Genomic DNA, 18814 nt, shown 5'->3' on the forward strand with positions numbered 1-18814 from the left:
CGGGCTCGGATGGCGCCAAGCCGGAACGACGTCAGCCGGACGCCCCAGCGGATTTTCTACCCGTCAGGGTGCCGCCGTAGGCGTTCGGATTACTAACCCCGCAGCGCCGCCTCGCCCGCCTCGCGCATCGCCGCCAGCGGCCCCTGCGGCACGCCGGTGAACCGCTCGAACTGCAGCACCGCCTGGTGCACCAGCAGGTCGAGCCCGCCCAGCACGGTGGCGCCGCGGGCCGCGCAGGCGGCGGCCAGCGGGGTGGGCCAGGGGTGGTAGAGCACGTCGAAGAGCGCGCCGGGGGCGGCCGGGAGCCGCTCCGCGAACGCATCGGTGGCGCCCACCGGCGTGGTGGAGACGGTCAGCGGCGCCGCCAGCGCCGCCGCGCCGTCCGCCCAGTCGGCCGGCTCTACCGCGAGCCCCAGCCGCTCCCCCAACTCCCGCATCTCCTTGGCCCGTTCGGGGCTGCGCAGGTAGACCGTGACCGGGCCGTCGGTCAGCTGGGCCAGCGCGGCCAGCGCCGAGGAGGCGGTGGCGCCGGCGCCCAGCACCGCGGCCCGCTCCACCCGCTCGATGCCGCGCTCGCGCAGCGCCGCGACCAGGCCCGGCACGTCGGTGTTGTCGCCGGTGCGGCGGCCGTCGGCCTCGAAGACCAGGGTGTTCACGGCGTCCACGGCCAGCGCCGCCTCGCTCACCTCGTCGAGCAGGGGTATCACGGCCCGCTTGAGCGGCATGGTGAGCGAGAAGCCCGCCCAGCCGTCCCGCTCCGGGTCCAGCCCGCCGACGAACCCGGGCAGCCCCGCCTCGTCCACCTCGAACCGCCTGTACTCCCACGCGTCCAGCCCGAGGGCGGCGTACCCGGCGTTGTGCAGCACCGGGGAGAGCGAGTGCGCGATCGGCGAGCCGAGCACGGCTGCGCGGTGGGGCATGGGTGACCTCTCTCGGGATGTCAGGTGGTCTTGCAGGTGCCCTGCTTCTCGTCGAAGCCCTGGCCGTTGGCCGTGCAGTAGTCCTTGACGTCCTTCTTGAACTGGTCGAAGTTGTTCGAGAAGCGGGTCTCGGTGGGCGAGACCGCGACGAAGTAGACCCAGTCGCCCGGCGTCGGGTTGAGCACGGCCTGGATCGCCGCGTCGCCCGGGTTGGAGATCGGGGTCGGCGGCAGGCCCTTGTTCACGTAGGTGTTGTACGGGGTGTTGGAGTTGCGCTCGGCGTCGGTGAAGTTGGTCCGGCCGAGCTGGTACTGCAGCGTGGTGTCGAGCTGCAGCTTGCCCTGGGTGGCCGTGGTGTTCAGGCGGTTGTAGAGCACCCGGGCGATCTTGCCGAAGTCGTTGTCGTTGTTGCCCTCGCGCTGCAGGATGCTCGCCTCGGCGATCACCTCGTAGCCGCTCTTGAGGCCGATCTTCTGCGCACCCGCGTCCAGGTTGAGCTCCTGGTAGTGCTGGGTGGCGGCGGCGATCATCTCCTTGAGCACGTCGGCCGGCTGCTCGCCGTCGGTGATCGAGTACTTCATCGGGAAGAGGAAGCCCTCGATGGTGTTGTTGGCGTAGGCCGGCAGGCCGAGGCTGCCCACCTGGGTCTTGGCCACGTTGGCGGTGGTGCCCGGCTGCTGCTTCAGCTTGGTGTCGATCTTGGCGTAGATCTCGGCGGCCCGCAGGCCCTCCGGGATGATCAACGCGTTGCCGCCGTTGGAGTCCACCAGCAGCTGCACGGCGGAGGCCGCCGACATCTCGTGCCGCATGGTGTAGGTGCCGGCCTGGATGGTGATGCCCTTGGGGTTCTTGCCGTAGGCCGACACGAAGGCCGCGGAGCTCTTCACCACGTCGGCCTTCTGCAACAGCAGGCCCATGTCGGTGCCGGTGGAGTTGTCCTTGATCTCGATGGTCACGGCGCCGCTGCCGTCGCCGGCGAAGTCCGGCGGCGGGCCGAAGTGGCTCTTGTAGAAGCCGTACCCCCACCAGCCGGCACCGCCGACGGCGGCCAGCAGCACGGCGGCGGCAGTCAGGCAGGCGCCGCCGTTGCGCAAGCCGGAGCGCTTGCCCTTGGCCTTCCGCTTGGCCTTGGCCTCGTCGCTGTCGTCCCGGCTGCCGAGGAAGGAGCCGTCCTCCGCGTACTCGCCGTCCTCGTACTCGCCCTCGGCGTACTCCTCGTCGGTGTACTCCTCGTCCTCGGTGTAGAGGTCCTCGGCGTACTCGTCCTCGGCGGCGGGGCCGGTCTCGGGCTGCGGGTTGTCGAGGGCGGCGGCCTCGGCCTCCCAGTCGATGCCGTCGGGGCCGGGGCCGCCCGGGTGCGGGGCGGCCGGCTCGGGCGCGACGGGCTGCGCGGGCTGCTGCATCTGCTGGGGCACCGGCTGCTGCTGGACCGGCTGCATGGGCTGCTGCATCTGATGCTGCATCGGCATCTGCTGAGGCATCTGCTGGGGCATCTGCTGCTGCGGGTAGCCGGCCTGCTGCTCGTAGCCCTGCTGCTGCGGGTAGCCCTGCTGCTGTTGCTCGTAACCCTGCTGCTGCTGCGCATACGGGTCGTAACCCTGCTGCTGCCACTGCTGCTGACCGTAAGGGTCGTAGCCCTGCTGACCGTAACCGTCGACGCCCTGGGCCGGGTACTGGCCGTACTGGTCCGGCTGCTGCACGTACTGCTGCTGCTCAGCGCCACCCTGCGGGTGCTGCTGGTGCTGCTGCTGCGACTGCTCAGCGTAACCGGGATCACCGGGGTGCCACGGCTGGGAGCCGTAGCCCCGACCCAGATCAGTCATCGATTCCCTTAGGCCAACGGAGACGGTCGGTTGATCGGACCGACCGTCCGGGACGGTGTCCCGGAACCACCTCGAACCGGCGTGCTAGCGCGACGCCTGAGGGGAGACGTTACCGTACCGCAGGGTACGGCCCACATTCCCGTGTTCGCCCTCAGTGCCCGCTCGGACTCGCGGATCCGCCGTGGCTCGCCTGGTACGCGTTGAACTCGTCGACGTTGCGGCGCTGCTGCTCCTCACTGTCCGTGAACCTGGTGTCTCCGGGGCGGACGGTCACGAAGTACCGCCAGTCGCCCGGCGCCGGGTCCAGCGCGGCGTCCAGCGCCATCCGCCCGGGGTTGTCGATCGGGGTGGGCGGCAGGCCGGTCACCCGGTAGGTGTTGAACGGCGAGTCGAGCTGGGTGTCGGTGACCGAGGTGTGCAGCGTGGTGCGGCCGAGCGCGTAGTTGATGGTGGAGTCGAACTGCAGCGGCATGCCCTGGGCCAGCCGGTTGTAGACCACCCGGGCCACCTTGGCCATGTCGTCGGCGTTGTCCGACTCGCCCTGGACCAGGCTGGCCACCACCAGCACCTGGTAGGGCGTCAGCTGCCCGGGCGCGCCCTGGTCCAGGCCGCTGGCGGTGAACTCGGTGCCGGCCCGGTGCACCATCTGCTTCAGCAGGTCCAGCGGGTTGCTCTCCCCGGTGACGCTGTAGGTGGCGGGGTAGAGCAGGCCCTCGGGGTTGCCCTGGGCGTAGTCCGGCAGGCCCAGCTCGCCCGCGTGCTCGGTCGCGGTGCGCTGGGCGGTGCCGGCCGGCAGCGAGAGCCGCTGGTCGATCGCCGTGTACACCTGGCTGGCCCGCCAGCCCTCGGGCACGGTGAGCGCGTTGGCGTTGGCCGGATCGCCGAGCACGCCCAGCGCGGCGGCGGCCGACATCCGGTGCTTGAGCGCGTAGGTGCCGGGCTGGATCCGGTCGGTGGCGCCGCCGGCCGCCGTGGTGAACGCCTTGACGCTGGCCACCACCCCGTTGTCGTGCAGCAGCTGGCCGATCCTGGTCAGGCTGGCGCCCTGCGGCACCGAGACCTGCACGGCCGCCCCGCTGCCGCCGCCCGCGAAGTCGGCGGGCGGGCGCGGGCCCTGGTGGGCCACCGCGCCGTACAGCTGCTGGACCGTCAGCACGAACCCGCCGGCCAGCAGCACGAGCAGCAGCAGGGTGAGCGAGCAGGCCAGCCCCGTGCGGTTGAGCGGCGGCAGCCGCCGGGGCACCGGCGGCTCGCCGGGGGGCGGCTCCTGCACCGGCGCGCCCAGGTGGCCCGGGGTGAGCCCGGGCACGGCGTCGTGGTCCATCGCTCACCTGCGATCCGTCCGGAAGGGACTGCGCGGCAGGGCCCGCCCGGACTCCATCCGGACGGGCCCCTTCGCACCGCAGGCTAGGACACGATGATCAGCTGATCGGGTCGACACTCTCGCCGGGCGCCCGACCGCTCACCCGTTCGGTCTCCAGCGCCGCCTGGAGGATCACCACGGCGGCGGCCTGGTCGATCGCCGAGCGGCCCTTCTTGGCCTTCACCCCGGAGGCCCGCATGCCGGCGGCCGCGGTGACCGTGGTCATCCGCTCGTCCACCAGCCGCACCGGCACCGGCGCGACCAGCGTGGCGAACCGCCCGGCCCAGGCCCGCACCTTGGCGGAGGCCGGCCCCTCCTTGCCGCTCAGCGAGCAGGGCAGGCCGACCACCACCTCGATGGCGTCGTACTCCTCCACGATCTGCTTCAGCCGGGCCGGCGCCTTGCCGCCGGCCGGCACCGTCTCCACCGGGGTGGCGATCAGCCCGTCGGGGTCGCAGGACGCGACCCCGATCCGGGCGTCACCGACGTCGACGGCGATCCGCCGGCCCCGGCGCCAGACACGGTCCTCCATCAACTGGCGCGCTCCGCGACCAGCGCCCGCACGGCCTCGATCGCCTCGCCGACCGCGGCCGGGTCGGTGCCGCCGCCCTGCGCCACGTCGTCCTTGCCGCCACCGCCGCCGCCGAGCTGCTTGGCCGCGGTGCGGACCAGCTCACCGGCCTTGATGCCGCGCGAGCGCGCGTCCTCGTTGGTGGCGATCACGGTCAGCGGACGGCCGTTGGCCACCGTGAAGGCCGCGACCACGGCCGGGCGGCCCCCCCAATTTGTTGAGCTGGCGAGCCGGTTGCGCACGTCGAGGACCAGCTTGCGCAGCTCGTCCGCCCCGGTGCCGTCGGCCAGCCGGGCGGCGACCAGCGCCACGCCCCGGACGTCCTCGGCGCCCTCGGCCAGACCGGCCGCGGCCGCCAGCACCTTCTCGGCGCGGAACTTCTCGATCTCCTTCTCGGCGTCCTTGAGCTTGGCGAGCATCCCGGAGATCTTCTCCGGCAGCTCCTCCGGACGGCCCTTGACCAGCTCGGTCAGCTGGGCCACCACGGTGTGCTCGCGGGCCAGGAACTTGTAGGCGTCCACGCCCACCAGCGCCTCCACCCGGCGCACGCCGGAGCCGATCGAGGACTCGCCGAGCAGCTTCACCAGGCCCAGCTGGGCGGTGTTGCCGACGTGGGTGCCACCGCACAGCTCCTTGGAGAAGTCGCCGATGGTCACCACCCGCACCTGGTCGCCGTACTTCTCGCCGAACATGGCGATGGCGCCCTGCTTGCGGGCCTCGTCCATGGTCATCACCTCGGCGGTGACGTCCAGCTCGCGGACCAGCACCTCGTTGATCTTCTGCTCCACGTCGGTCAGCACGCTGCCGGGCACGGCGGCGGGCGAGCCGAAGTCGAAGCGGAACCGGCCGGGCGCGTTCTCCGAACCGGCCTGCGCGGCCGTCGGGCCGAGCGCGTCGCGCAGCGCCTGGTGGGTCAGGTGGGTGGCCGAGTGCGCCCGGGAGACGGCGCGGCGGCGGTCGATGTCGATCGTCGCGTACGCGGAGGCGCCGAGCACCACCTCGCCGAAGAGCACCCCGCCGGAGTGCACCACCACGCCCGGCACCGGCTGCTGCACGTCACGCACCTCGACCACCGCGCCGGAGTCCAGCCGGATCCGGCCGTGGTCGGCGAGCTGGCCGCCGCCCTCGGCGTAGAACGGGGTGCGGTCCAGGATCAGCTCGACCTCGTCGCCCTCGGTGGCGGCCGGCGCGGGCACGCCGTTCACCAGCAGGCCGACCACGGTGGCCTCGCCCTCGGTGGCGGTGTAGCCGGTGAAGACGCTGGCGCCGGCCCGGTCGGCCACCTCGCGGTAGGCCGCCACGTCGGCGTGGCCCATCTTCTTCGCCTTGGCGTCCGCCTTGGCCCGGTCCCGCTGCTCCTGCATCAGCCGGCGGAAGCCCGCCTCGTCGACGGCGAGGCCCTGCTCCTCGGCCATCTCCAGGGTCAGGTCGATCGGGAAGCCGTAGGTGTCGTGCAGCTTGAACGCCTGGTCGCCGCCGAGCGCGGCGTGGCCGGCCTGCTTGGCCTCGGTGACCGCGGCGTCCAGCAGGTTGGTGCCGGAGCGCAGGGTCTGCAGGAAGGCGACCTCCTCGGCGACGACCACCGTCTCGATCCGCTTGCGGTCGGTCTCCAGCTCCGGGTACTGCGGGGCCATCGCCTTGATCGAGACGTCGATCAGCTCCTTGGCCACCGGCTCGGTGGCGCCCAGCAGCCGCATGTTGCGGATCGCCCGGCGCAGGATCCGGCGCAGCACGTAGCCGCGGCCCTCGTTGCCGGGGGTGACGCCGTCGCCGACCAGCATCAGCGCGGTGCGGATGTGGTCGGTGACCACGCGCAGCGAGACGTCGGACTTGTGGTCGGCGCCGTAGCGGTGGCCGGTCAGCTCGGCCGCCCGGTCCAGGATCATCCGGCTGGTGTCGATCTCGAAGAGGTTGTCGACGTCCTGCAGGATCGCCGCCAGCCGCTCCAGGCCCAGGCCGGTGTCGATGTTCTTGCTCGGCAGGTCGCCGAGGATCTCGAAGCCGTCCTTGCCGTCGCCGTGGCCGCGCTCGTACTGCATGAAGACCAGGTTCCAGATCTCCAGGTAGCGCTCGCCGTTGACCGCCGGGCCGCCCTCCTCACCGTAGGCGGGGCCGCGGTCGTAGTTGATCTCCGAGCACGGGCCGCACGGGCCGGGCACGCCCATCGACCAGAAGTTGTCCTTCATGCCCAGGCGCTGGATCCGCTCGGCGGGCACGCCGATGACCTCGCGCCAGATCTGCTCGGCCTCGTCGTCGTCCTGGTAGACGGTGATCCAGAGCTTCTCCTGCTCCAGCCCGTAGCCGCCGTCCGCCACCGGGGTGGTCAGCAGCTCCCAGGCGAACTTGATGGCGCCTTCCTTGAAGTAGTCGCCGAAGGAGAAGTTGCCGCACATCTGGAAGAACGAGCCGTGCCGGGTGGTCTTGCCGACCTCCTCGATGTCCAGCGTGCGCACGCACTTCTGGACGCTGGTGGCCCGCGAGAACTGCGGCTTCACCTCACCGAGGAAGTACGGCTTGAACGGCACCATGCCGGCGTTGACCAGCAGCAGGGTGGGGTCGTCGGCGACCAGGGACGCCGAGGGAACGACGGTGTGGCCGCGCTCCTCGAAGAAGCGCAGCCAGCGGCGGCGGATCTCTGCCGACTCCATGAGTGGTCCTTCCGGTTAAGGGTGCTGGCCCCGGCGCTGTTCCAGCTGGCGGGGCGTTGACGCGATGATCTGGGGGGTGGGGGTGCTGCGCGACGGGGGCAGGGCGGCCGACCGGGGTGCTCCGGGGGCCGCCTTGATAGCTCGGCCGGTCAGCGGACGGCGGCGGGCGGGCTCGACCACCGCGGTGCCGTCCAGCCCGAGGTCGGCCCGCAGCTGCTCCTCGCGCTCGGCCATGCCGGCCTGCACGTCCTTGGCGAACTGCCGGGCGGCGTCGCCGAGCCGCAGCGCACCGCGCGCGGCGGTGCCGGAGAGGCTGTCCGGGGTGAGTCGGCGGCTGGCCTCGTTGGCCTTGTTCATGGCCCAGACGGCGGCTCCGGCGCCGACCGTCATCCAGAAGATGCGTCGTACCACGGTGCGTCAGCCCTTCACGGCTCGGCGGACCCGGGCGAGCAGGCCGCCGCGGGGGGCGGTGGCGGCGCGGACCTCGGCCCGGATCAGCCGGGCCAGCTCCTCGCGCTCGGCGCTCTGCTGAGGCAGCGTCAGCCCGCCCTGCTGGCGGCTGACCGCCTTGCGCACGCCGTAGCTGAAGGCCGCCATCTTGACCAGCGGGCCGCCGAGGGTGGCGGCGACGGTGGAGGAGAGGGCGTTGGCGTTGGCGGCGGCGTCCTGCACGTTGGCCGTGATGTCGTCCACCCGGACCAACTGCTCCTGGGCGCTGCGCACCGCCTCGCCGGCCTCGTGCAGCAGCGGCACGGCCTGCTCGGTGACGGCGCCGACCAGCACCGTCGCCTCCTTCAACACCTTGGCGAGGCGGACCAGGACGACGGCGAGCAGCGTCACCAGGACCACCCAGCCGACGGCCACCAGCAGCCCGGCCAGCTCTGAGACGGACACCGCGCGCTCCCTTCCACTCCTCAGACGGAACCCTATCGCGCCCCGGACCTCAGCCGGGCCGGTTAATGCCCCGGTGGAGCCCGTGGGCGCGCGGGTCGACCCGCGTAACCTACCGGCTGGTCACCTCGTTGGGCCGCCCGGGGCACCGGTCGGCGTGCCCAGGGAGCCTGGAGGACCGGTGGAACGGCAGAGCACGGTGTGGCGCGGGAACCTGCCCGCGGAACTGACCAGCTTCACCGGGCGGCACGCCGAACTCGCGGCGCTCGCGGCCCTGCTGACCGGCCCCCGGCTGGTCACCGTGACCGGGCCGGGCGGGGTCGGCAAGACCCGGCTGGCGCTGCGGGCGGCGGCGGTGGCGGCCGAGGAGGCCTTCCTGGTCGAGGTCGGCGAGCTGCACGACCCGGTGCTGCTCGGGCACGCGGTGCTGGCCGCGCTGGGTCTGACCGACGGCACGGCGCGTCCCCCGCTGGACGTGCTGGTGGAGCAGCTGGCCGACCGCCGGCTGCTGCTGGTGCTGGACGGCTGCGAGCACCTGGTGGCCGCCTGCGCGGAGGTGGCCGGGGCGCTGCTGCGGGCGCTGCCCCGGCTGCGGGTGCTGGCGACCAGCCGGGAGGCGCTGCGGATCGGCGGGGAGCACCTGCTGCCGGTGGCGCCGCTGGCGGTGGCCGCGCCGCCGGGGGTGCTGCCGGAGGCGGTGCGGCTCTTCGCCGACCGGGCGGCGGCGGTGGTGCCGGGCTTCGCGCTCCGCACCGAGCAGCAGCGGGCCGAGGCGGTGGCACTCTGCCGGCGGCTGGACGGCATCCCGCTGGCGCTGGAGCTGGCGGCGGGCCGGCTGCGGGCGCTGTCGATGCGGCAGATCGCGCTGCGGCTGGACGACCGCTTCGAACTGCTGACCGGCGGCGAGCGCGGCGCACCGCCCAGACACCGCACGCTGCGCACCGCGATCGGCTGGAGCCACGAGCTCTGCACCATGCAGGAACGTTTGCTCTGGTCCCGGCTCTCGGTCTTCGCGGGCGACTTCGACCTGGAGGCCGCCGAACACGTGTGCGCGGGCGAGGGCATCGAGCCCGACCAGGTGCTCGACCTGATCGGCGAGCTGGTCGCCAAGTCGGTGCTGCTGCGGGTGGCCGGGCCGGAGGGGGGCGGCTGCGAGCCCTGGGGCACCGTCCGCTACCGGCTGCTGGACACCCTGCGGGACTACGGCGCGGGCTGGCTGCGCGGCAGCGGCGCCGAGTACCGGCTGCGCCGCCGGCACCGCGACTGGTACCTGGGCCTGGCCACCTGGGGCGAGCTGGAGTGGTTCGGCCCCCGGCAGGCCGAGACCGCCGAGCGCACCGCGCTGGAGCACAGCAACCTGCGGGCCGCGCTGGAGTTCTGCCTCGGCGAGCCGGGCGAGGAGCAGTCGGCGCTGCTGCTGGCCGGCACCCTCTGGTACTTCTGGGTCGGCTGCGGGCACCTGGGCGAGGGCCGGCACTGGCTGGAGCGGGCGCTGGCGCTGGACCGCACCCCGACCGACGTGCGGGCCAAGGCGCTCTGGGTGACCGGCTACACCGCGATCCTCCAGGGCGACCGGGCCCGGGCGCTGCCGCTGCTGGAGGAGTGCCGCCGCCAGGCGCTGGCCGACGGCGACGACCGGGCGCTGGCCTACGCCCTGCACCGGCTGGGCTGCGCGGCGCTGATCGGCGACGAGCCGGCCCGGGCCGCCGAGCTCTTCCAGGAGGCGCTGGACCGCTACGAGGCGGTCGGCGAGCTCAACAGCAACGTGCTGATGGCGGTCTTCGAACTCGGCCTGGCCCACCTCTTCCAGGGCGAGTCGGCCGAGGCCGAGGAGTGCATGACCCGGGTCCGGGCGGTCTGCGAGGAGCACGGCGAGCAGTGGGCCTACGCGTACGGGCTCTACGCGCGTGCCTACTCCTGCTGGCTGGCCGGCGAGGTGCGGCAGGCCCGGGCCTTCGCCCGGGAGAGCGTGCGGCTGCACTTCGGCTTCCGCGACCTGGTCGGCATCGTGCTCGGCCTGGAGCTGCTGGCGCTGCTGGAGACCGAGCGCGGCGAACTGCTGGAGGCCCGGCTGCTGCAGGGGGCGGCGCACCGGATCTGGCAGGGCGTCGGGGTGCCGCTGTTCGGCTCGGCGGGCTTCAACGCGACCCACCACGACTGCGCGGCCCGGGCCCGGGCGGGGCTGACCGAGGCGGAGTTCGCCGACGCCTTCGACCGCGGCACGGCGCTGGACCTGCCCGCCGCGGTGCGCCGGGCGCTCGGCGAGGAGCCGGCCGCGGCCGGGGAGCCGGCCTGCGTGCTGCTGGGCCGGCGGACCATCTGACCGCCGCCCGCCCGGGAAAGCGGCAGGCCCCCGCCGCCGGCGAACCGGCGGCGGGGGCCCTGAGCGCTGAGTGCGCTACCCGCGGATCAACGCGAGTAGTACTCGACGACCAGCTGCTCGTCGCAGATCACGGGGACCTCACGACGCTGCGGCATGCGGTCCAGGCGGAAGGCCAGCGCCTTGAGGTTGACCTCGAGGTACTTCGGGGTCTGGCCCTCGCCCGCGTAGCCACCCTCACGGGCGACCTGGAACGGGACCTTCTCCTTGGACTTGTCCTTGACCGTGACGACGTAGCCCGGCTTCATCTGGAACGACGGCTTGTTGACCTTGCCACCGTTGACCTGGATGTGACCGTGCACGACCATCTGGCGGGCCTGGTAGATGGTCCGGGCGATGCCCGAACGCAGCACCAGAGCGTCGAGACGGGTCTCGAGCTCGGCGACCAGCACCTCACCGGTCTTGCCCTCGGCCTTGCGGGCACGGTCGAAGGCGCGGGCCATCTGCTTCTCGCTCAGGTCGTACTGGGCGCGCAGACGCTGCTTCTCGAGCAGACGGACCTTGTAGTCCGAGTTCTGCTTGCGGCCACGGCCGTGCTGGCCGGGCGGGTACGGGCGGGCCTCGAAGTACTTGACGGACTTCGGGGTCAGCGGAACGCCAAGAGCGCGAGCGATCTTGACCTTCGGGCGCTTCTGGTTCGCCATGGAACCGGAACCTCTTTCGTTCTGTGAATACGGCTGTCACCAGGTGTTGACGGAGGTCGCCTGTCGCGACCCGGGGAAAACCGCCCACTGGGCGGTCAGCCGCTCCCCGGAGCCGGGCACGAAAGTGCTTGCACACGGATCACTTGGTGGTCCGTGACACCGAAGACGGTGCGCGACGCTCCTGGTGGTCCCGCCCGGAGGCGGGTCCACGGGCCGGTGCCCCGCTGGTGCGGCCGGTCAGCACTGCGGCTGCCGGACCCGGGACATGGCACTTCGAGCGAGTATACCGGGTGCTCAGTGCCCCCTGAGCCGCCCCCGGGTCCACTCCACCACGTCCGCGTAGCGGGCCTCGCCGCCGTTCCGGGTCGGCTGGTAGTACTCCTTGCCGTGGATCTCGTCCGGCGCGTACTGCTGGGCGGCGATCGAGCCGGGCAGGTCGTGCGGGTACTGGTAGCCCTTGCCGTGGCCCAGCTTGGCGGCGCCGCCGTAGTGGCCGTCCCGCAGGTGCGGGGGCACCGCCCCGGCCAGGCCCTGGCGGACGTCGGCCAGGGCGGCGTCGATCGCCAGGTAGGCGGCGTTCGACTTCGGGGCCAGGGCGAGCGCGATGGCGGCCTGGCTGAGGATGATCCGGGCCTCCGGGAAGCCGATCAGCGCCACCGCCTGGGCCGCCGCCACCGCGGTGGACAGGGCCGTCGGGTCGGCCAGGCCGATGTCCTCGCTGGCCGAGATCATCAGCCGGCGGGCGATGAACCGCGGGTCCTCCCCCGCCTCGATCATCCGGGCCAGGTAGTGCAGGGTGGCGTCCACGTCGCTGCCGCGGATCGACTTGATCAGCGCGCTGGCCACGTCGTAGTGCTGGTCGCCGTCCTTGTCGTAGCGCACGGCCGCCTGGTTCACCGCGGTCTCGGTGACCGCGAGGGTGATCTCCGGCAGGCCCTGCTCGATCGCCGCGCCGGCCGCCGCCTCCAGCGTGGTCAGCGCCCGCCGGGCGTCGCCGCCGGCCAGCCGCACCAGGTGGTCCTCGGCCTCCTCGCCCAGTGCCACCTCGCCGTTCAGCCCGCGCTCGTCGGCCACCGCGCGGCGCAGCAGAGCCCGCACGTCCTCGTCGGTCAGCGACTGCAGGGTGAGCAGCAGCGAGCGGGAGAGCAGCGGGGAGATCACCGAGAAGTACGGGTTCTCGGTGGTGGCGGCGATCAGGGTGACCCAGCGGTTCTCCACGGCGGGCAGCAGCGAGTCCTGCTGGGCCTTGGAGAAGCGGTGGATCTCGTCCAGGAAGAGCACCGTCTCCTTGCCGCTCATCGCCACCGCCCGGCGGGCGCCCTCGATCACGGCGCGCACCTCCTTGACCCCGGCGGTGATCGCGGACAGCTCGACGAACCGCCCCTGCACGGCCTGGCTGATCACGTGCGCCAGCGTGGTCTTGCCCGTCCCGGGCGGGCCCCAGAGGATCACCGAACTGGTCGCGGCCGGCCCGCTGGAGCCGCCCACCAGCCGCCGCAGCGGCGACCCGTCCTTCAGCAGCTGCCGCTGCCCCGCCACCTCGTCCAGGGTGCGCGGCCGCATCCGCACGGCCAACGGCGCCCGGCCGGGCTCGGCGGCCTGGTGCTGCTCGGCGGCGGCGGTGAAGAGGTCCGGTTCGTCCACCCCGCCACCCTAATGCGCGGGACCGACAGGGCGGCCGCGGTCAGAACTGGGCGAGCACCAGGATCACGAGCCCGATGAAGACGGACATCAGCAGCACGGTGCCGATCAGCTTGAACCAGATCCGCGCCTCGCTCTCCTCCGGCGGCTCGGCCGGCGGGTTCGGGGCGTACGAAGGCCCGGGCACGGCGTCCAGGTGGGCGGGCACGGGCACGGCGTCCACCCGGGAGGGGACGTACGTCGGCACCGGCGGCGGCACGAAGGCGGGTGGCGCGTCGGTGGGCCCGAGCCGCTGGGTGTCCGGGACGGAGGCCGCCACCTCCAGCTCGATCACCTCGGTGGCACGCCCCAGGATCTCCCGCAGCAGCCGCTCCCCCAGCCACCCCTGCTGCGTCCGCAGCGCGGCCGCGCCCTGCGGCGCCAGCCAGGCGGCGAGCTGCGCGGGCGTCGGCCGCCGGGCCGGGTCCTTCGCCAGGCAGGCCGTCACGAGCTGGCGCAGCGGGCCCTGCAGTGCGCCGAGGTCGGGCTCCTCCTGCAGCGTCCGGAAGATCACGTTCGCCGTGTTCGCCCCCGTGAACGGGCCCCGGCCGGTCGCCGCGTAGAACAGCACCGCGCCGAGCTGGAACACGTCCGAGGGCCCGCCGAGCTCCTGGCCCTGCACCTGCTCGGGCGACATGAAGCCGAGCGTGCCGATCAGCACCCCGGACTGGGTGAGCCCGGTGGTGGCGCTGCCGTCCATCGCCCGGGCGATGCCGAAGTCGATCAGCTGCGGGCCCTTGGCGGAGAGCATCACGTTGCCCGGCTTGATGTCCCGGTGGATCAGCCCGCGGGCGTGCACCCAGGCCAGCGACTCCGCCAGCCCGGCGGCCAGCGCCAGCACGTCCCGCTCCGCCAGCGGGCCGAAGCCCGCCACCGCCTCCTGCAGCGAGAGGCCGGGGATGAAGACCGTCGCCACCCAGGGCTCGGGCGCCTCGCTGTCCGCGTCCAGCACCGCGGCCGTCCAGTCCTTGCCCACCCGCTGGACGGCGGCCACCTCGCGCCGGAACCGGATCCGGAACTCGGGGTCGGCCACGTCCCCCTTGATCCGCTTGATCGCCACGGCCCGCCCGCCCCGGCTGCGCCCGAGGTAGACCTGCCCCATCCCGCCCGCGCCCAGCCGGCGCAGCACCTGGTAGGGCCCGACCACCGTCGGATCCCCGGCGAGCAGCGGCTCCATGCGTCCTCCCCCGTACCGCAGTTGACGCGCCATCATGGCACAGCCGGGCTCAGCTCCTGCGCTCCAGCTCCGCCGCGTGGTCCGGCACGTACTTCTGCAGGTCGCGCGGCGGCCGCTGGTAGCCCTTGGACTCGGGGCGCGGCGGCAGCGCCACCGGGGGCTTGGTGACGTCCTCGTACGGCAGGGTGGAGAGCAGGTGCGCGATCATGTTGACCCGGGCCCGCCGCTTGTCGTCGCTCTCCACCACGTGCCACGGCGACTCCGGCATGTCGGTGTAGACGAACATCTCGTCCTTGGCCCGGGAGTACTCCTCCCAGCGGCTGATCGACTCGGTGTCCATCGGCGACAGCTTCCAGCGCCGCATCGGGTCGTCCAGCCGGGCCTGGAACCGGCGCTCCTGCTCGGTGTCGCTGACCGAGAACCAGTACTTGCGCAGCTCGATCCCGGCCTCGATCAGCATCCGCTCGAAGGTCGGGCACTGGTGCAGGAACTGCCAGTACTCCTCCTCGGTGCAGAACCCCATCACCCGCTCCACCCCGGCGCGGTTGTACCAGCTGCGGTCGAACAGCACGATCTCCCCGGCGGCCGGCAGCTGCTCCACGTACCGCTGGAAGTACCACTGCCCGCGCTGCCGCTCGGTCGGCGCCGGCAGCGCCACGATCCGCGCCACCCGCGGGTTCAGGTACTCCGTCACCCGCTTGATCGCCCCACCCTTGCCCGCCGCGTCCCGCCCCTCGAAGACCACGACCAGCCGCACCCCCTCGGCCCGCACCCACTCCTGCAGCTTCACCAGCTCCTCCTGGAGCCGCAGCAGTTCGGCCTCGTAGAGCTTCTTCTCCATCCGGTGCTGCTTGGCGGGCTTGTCGGTCACGGGGCGGCTCCTGGTGGACGAGTGCTGATAATGCCTCAGATTAAGTCTGATCATCAGCACGCGCTCCCTAGGTGCCTCACTGCAAGAGGCGTGCGGGATCCAGGTCGAGCGGGAACGGCTCCGCCAACGCGGTGGTCTCGCCGCTCTGGACCAGTCGCTCGACGTATCCGCCGAGTTCCAGCCGGCCCAGGTAAAGCCTCGGGACCGGGGAGAGTTCGACCCGCCAATAATGCGGAATACCTGCAGCAGCGTAAAGAGAGGGCTTGAGGCGCTTGTCCGCGACCCTGGTCGACGGCGAAGCGATCTCGATCACGATGCTGACATCGTGGGCGTGCAGAGCGACTCCTCCCTTGCGGATGGCCTCGGCATCGGCCACCACGACATCTGGGATGAGAAGGCCATCCGGAACGATGACGTTCACAGCCTCCCGCACATCCAGTGCCGCCCCGGCCGCCTGGATCGCCGCCTCCAGGAGTACATGGAGACGATAGCTGGCGCCTTGGTGGTCGATAGTGGGGTTCGGGCTCATCAGAAGAGCCCCCCCGACCAGCTCGACCCGGTGGTGGGAATCCTCGGGCAGTGCCAGGACGTCGTCCAACGTCCACGGTCCGCTGTGCTGCTCGATGGCCGCAACGCTCACGGTCCTTCCTCCTCCTCCGAGTCCCTGCCCGCATTGTCCCTCAGGGGGACCGAGCGACGGTATCGGTTCACAGCGTCGACCTGACAAACGACGACCGGTGGCACCCCGTTACGCCAAACGGGGCACCACCGGTCGGTCACGCGGTCAGTCCGGTCAGCCCTCCTGGGCCGCCTTGGCCTCGCCCGCCGCCTTGGGCGTGGCGTCGACGCCGGCCTCCTTGCGCTGGGCGGGCGTGATCGGCGTCGGGGCGCCGGTCAGCGGGTCGCCGCCGGTGGAGGTCTTCGGGAAGGCGATGACGTCCCGGATGGTGTCGTAGCCGCCCAGCAGGGTGACCACGCGGTCCAGGCCGAGCGCGATGCCGCCGTGCGGCGGCGGGCCGTAGTTGAAGGCGTCCAGCAGGAAGCCGAACTGCGAGGCCGCCTCCTCCTCGGAGAGGCCGATCGCGTCGAAGGCCCGCTTCTGCACCTCGCGCTGGTGGATGCGGATCGAGCCGCCGCCCAGCTCGGAGCCGTTGAGCACCAGGTCGTAGGCGTTGGACAGCGCGTTGCCCGGGTCGGTGTCGAAGCTCGCCAGCGACTCGGCGGTGGGGGCGGTGAACGGGTGGTGCACCGCGTGCCAGCCCTGGAACTCGCCCTTCTCGTCCTCGATCGGCTCGAACATCGGGAAGTCGACGACCCAGAGGAAGGCCCACTGCGACTCGTCGATCAGCTCGCAGCGGCGGCCGATCTCCAGGCGGGCGGCGCCCAGCAGCTCCTGGGAGGCGGTGCGCTTGCCGGCCGCGAAGAAGACCGCGTCGCCGTTCTTGGCGCCGGCCGCGGCGGCCAGGCCGGCCAGGTGCTCGGCGGAGAGGTTCTTGGCCACCGGGCCGCGCAGCTCGCCGGTCTCGGCGTCGATCAGCACGTAGGCCAGGCCCTTGGCGCCGCGCGCCTTGGCCCAGTCCTGCCAGGCGTCCAGCTGCTTGCGCGGCTGCGAGGCGCCCCCCGGCATCACCACGGCGCCGACGTACGGGGCCTGGAAGACCCGGAACTCGGTGCCCTTGAAGTACTCGGTGAGGTCGGTCAGCTCCTGGCCGAACCGCACGTCGGGCTTGTCCGAGCCGTAGCGGGCCATCGCGTCCGCGTAGGTCAGCCGGGGCAGCGGGTTGGGGATCTCGTACCCGTGCACCTCGCGCCAGATCGAACCGATGATCTTCTCGCCGAGGGCCAGGATGTCCTCCTGGTCGACGAACGAGGCCTCGATGTCGAGCTGGGTGAACTCCGGCTGGCGGTCGGCCCGGAAGTCCTCGTCGCGGAAGCAGCGGGCGATCTGGTAGTACCGCTCCATGCCGGCCACCATCAGCAGCTGCTTGAACAGCTGCGGCGACTGCGGCAGGGCGTACCAGTGGCCGGGCTGCAGCCGGACCGGCACCAGGAAGTCGCGGGCGCCCTCGGGGGTGGAGCGGGTCAGGTACGGGGTCTCGATGTCGAGGTAGTCGTTCTCCTCCATCACCCGGCGGATGATGTTGCTCACCCGGGAGCGCAGCCGCAGCGCCCGGGCCGGGCCCTCGCGGCGCAGGTCCAGGTAGCGGTAGCGGAGCCGGACCTCCTCGTTGACCGAGCCGGGCTCGTACTCGGCGACCTGGAACGGCAGCGCGGCGGCCTCGGAGAGCACCTCGATGCTCTCCACCACGACCTCGACGGCGCCGGTCGGGATCTCCGGGTTCTCGTTGCCCTCCGGGCGGACCCGGACCTCGCCGGTCACCTTGACGCAGTACTCGGACCGCAGGCCGTGCACCGACTCGAGGTCGCGGACCACGACCTGCACGGTGCCGGAGGCGTCGCGCAGGTCGATGAAGGCCACCCCGCCGTGGTCGCGGCGGCGGGCGACCCAGCCGGCCAGGGTGACGGTCGCTCCGGCGTGCTCCGCGCGGAGCGTGCCCGCGTCGTGCGTGCGGATCACAGCTGCTTCTCCTTCAGGGTGGTGACGAGTGCGTCGAGGGGGACGGCGGTCTGCTCGCCGGTGGTCAGGTCCTTGAGCTGCGCGACGCCCTCGGCCAGGTCGCGGTCGCCCGCGATCAGCGCGAACCGGGCGCCGGAGCGGTCGGCGGACTTCATCGCGTTCTTGATGCCCTTGACGCCGAAGGCCAGGTCGGTGGCGATGCCGGCCCGGCGCAGCTCGGTGGCCTTGGCGAAGAGCAGGTTCTTGGCCTCCTCGCCGAGCGCCACCGCGTAGACCGAGGTCGCGGCGGGCACGTCCAGGGTGATCCCCTCGGCCTCCAGGGCCAGGAAGATCCGGTCCACGCCCAGGCCCCAGCCGACCGAGGGCAGCGCGGGGCCGCCCAGCATCTCGGAGAGCCCGTCGTACCGCCCGCCGCCGCCGATCGCGGACTGCGCGCCGAGGCCGTTGTGCACGAACTCGAAGGTGGTGCGGGTGTAGTAGTCCAGGCCGCGGACCAGCTTGGGGTCGTCCACGTAGGCCACGCCGGCGGCGGTGAGCAGCGCGCGCACCTGCTCGTCGTAGGCCTTGCAGTCCTCGCAGAGGTAGTCGCGCAGCAGCGGGGCGCCGGCCAGCTGGGCCTGCACGGCCTCGCGCTTGTCGTCCAGCACCCGCAGCGGGTTGATCTCGGCCCGGCGCCGGGTGTCCTCGTCCAGGTCGAGGCCGCGCAGGAACTCCTGCAGCGCGGCCCGGTAGACCGGGCGGCACTGCTTGTCGCCCAGGCTGTTGAGCAGCAGCCGGTAGTCGCGCAGGCCGAGGTCGCGGAAGGCGTCGTCGGCCAGGATGACCAGCTCGGCGTCGAGCGCCGGGTCCTCGGCGCCCAGCGCCTCGGCGCCGACCTGGGAGAACTGCCGGTAGCGGCCCTTCTGCGGGCGCTCGTAGCGGTAGAAGCTGCCCGAGTACCAGAGCTTGACCGGCAGGTTGCCCTGCTTGTGCAGGTTGGCCTGGAGCACCGCGCGGACCACCGAGGCGGTGCCCTCGGGGCGCAGCGCCAGCGCCTCGGAGCCGCGCTGGGTGAGGGTGAACATCTCCTTGGTGACGATGTCGGTGGACTCGCCGACGCCGCGGGAGAAGAGCTTGGTGTCCTCGAAGACCGGGGTCTCGATGTAGCCGTAGCCGGCCCGGCGCAGCGGGGCGGCCAGCGCCTGGCGGACCGCCAGGAAGGTGGCCGAGCTGGGCGGCAGCAGGTCGTAGGTGCCCTTGGGGGCGGTGAAGGTGCTCAACTTCTCTTC

At 72.5% G+C, this 18814-nt stretch carries 15 protein-coding genes; 1 reads left to right on the forward strand and 14 read right to left on the reverse strand.

The window, feature by feature from the left end; all coding sequences use genetic code 11:
- Positions 1–92: 92 nt before the first annotated feature.
- From ACFYNO_RS20680 to ACFYNO_RS20710, 7 genes are all read right to left on the reverse strand, one after another.
- A complete protein-coding gene (locus ACFYNO_RS20680) occupies positions 93–920 on the reverse strand; it encodes a shikimate dehydrogenase (RefSeq protein ID WP_388014066.1) in 828 nt (275 codons plus the stop codon).
- 20 nt (positions 921–940) lie between these two features.
- Entirely contained in the window at positions 941–2743 is a 1803-nt protein-coding gene (gene mltG, locus ACFYNO_RS20685; RefSeq protein ID WP_388014069.1) for an endolytic transglycosylase MltG, read from the reverse strand.
- Positions 2744–2894: 151 nt separating this feature from the next.
- On the reverse strand, positions 2895–4067 hold the full coding sequence (mltG, locus tag ACFYNO_RS20690; RefSeq protein ID WP_388014072.1) for an endolytic transglycosylase MltG: 1173 nt from the start codon (positions 4065–4067) through the stop codon (positions 2895–2897).
- Positions 4068–4164: 97 nt separating this feature from the next.
- Positions 4165–4638 carry a Holliday junction resolvase RuvX gene (gene ruvX, locus ACFYNO_RS20695; RefSeq protein WP_388014075.1) on the reverse strand — a complete coding sequence of 158 codons (474 nt, stop codon included), beginning with the start codon at positions 4636–4638 and terminating at the stop codon, positions 4165–4167.
- The gene (alaS, locus tag ACFYNO_RS20700) at positions 4638–7325 is read right to left on the reverse strand and encodes an alanine--tRNA ligase (RefSeq protein WP_388014078.1); all 2688 of its coding nucleotides are present in this window, start codon (positions 7323–7325) and stop codon (positions 4638–4640) included. The genes ruvX and alaS overlap by 1 nt, the downstream gene beginning before the upstream one ends.
- Positions 7326–7340: 15 nt before the next feature.
- Positions 7341–7736, reverse strand: a complete 396-nt coding sequence (locus ACFYNO_RS20705) for a DUF6167 family protein (RefSeq protein ID WP_388014081.1) — start codon at positions 7734–7736, stop codon at positions 7341–7343.
- 6 nt (positions 7737–7742) lie between these two features.
- Positions 7743–8219: a DUF948 domain-containing protein gene (locus tag ACFYNO_RS20710; RefSeq protein WP_388014084.1), complete on the reverse strand. Its 477-nt coding sequence runs from the start codon at positions 8217–8219 to the stop codon at positions 7743–7745.
- Positions 8220–8397: 178 nt separating this feature from the next.
- Here ACFYNO_RS20710 and ACFYNO_RS20715 point away from each other — a divergent pair, with 178 nt between their 5' ends.
- Entirely contained in the window at positions 8398–10539 is a 2142-nt protein-coding gene (locus tag ACFYNO_RS20715; RefSeq protein ID WP_388014087.1) for an ATP-binding protein, read from the forward strand.
- 86 nt (positions 10540–10625) lie between these two features.
- Here the strand turns inward: ACFYNO_RS20715 and rpsD are convergent, their stop codons facing one another.
- From rpsD to hisS, 7 genes are all read right to left on the reverse strand, one after another.
- The gene (rpsD, locus tag ACFYNO_RS20720) at positions 10626–11240 is read right to left on the reverse strand and encodes a 30S ribosomal protein S4 (RefSeq protein ID WP_388014090.1); all 615 of its coding nucleotides are present in this window, start codon (positions 11238–11240) and stop codon (positions 10626–10628) included.
- Between the two features lie 294 nt (positions 11241–11534).
- Positions 11535–12884: a replication-associated recombination protein A gene (locus ACFYNO_RS20725; RefSeq protein WP_388014093.1), complete on the reverse strand. Its 1350-nt coding sequence runs from the start codon at positions 12882–12884 to the stop codon at positions 11535–11537.
- Positions 12885–12924: 40 nt separating this feature from the next.
- Positions 12925–14097, reverse strand: a complete 1173-nt coding sequence (locus tag ACFYNO_RS20730) for a serine/threonine-protein kinase (RefSeq protein ID WP_388014096.1) — start codon at positions 14095–14097, stop codon at positions 12925–12927.
- Between the two features lie 49 nt (positions 14098–14146).
- Complete coding sequence (ppk2, locus tag ACFYNO_RS20735; protein ID WP_388014672.1) at positions 14147–14938, reverse strand: polyphosphate kinase 2; 792 nt, start codon at positions 14936–14938, stop codon at positions 14147–14149.
- 106 nt (positions 14939–15044) lie between these two features.
- On the reverse strand, positions 15045–15608 hold the full coding sequence (locus ACFYNO_RS20740; protein ID WP_388014099.1) for a Uma2 family endonuclease: 564 nt from the start codon (positions 15606–15608) through the stop codon (positions 15045–15047).
- Between the two features lie 153 nt (positions 15609–15761).
- Complete coding sequence (gene aspS / locus ACFYNO_RS20745; RefSeq protein ID WP_388014102.1) at positions 15762–17546, reverse strand: aspartate--tRNA ligase; 1785 nt, start codon at positions 17544–17546, stop codon at positions 15762–15764.
- A complete protein-coding gene (gene hisS, locus ACFYNO_RS20750; protein WP_388014105.1) occupies positions 17543–18805 on the reverse strand; it encodes a histidine--tRNA ligase in 1263 nt (420 codons plus the stop codon). The genes aspS and hisS overlap by 4 nt, the downstream gene beginning before the upstream one ends.
- Between the last annotated feature and the right edge of the window lie 9 nt (positions 18806–18814).

It is taken from the genome of Kitasatospora sp. NPDC006697 (assembly GCF_042869935.1).
In the GTDB taxonomy this organism is placed as follows: Bacteria; Actinomycetota; Actinomycetes; order Streptomycetales; family Streptomycetaceae; genus Kitasatospora.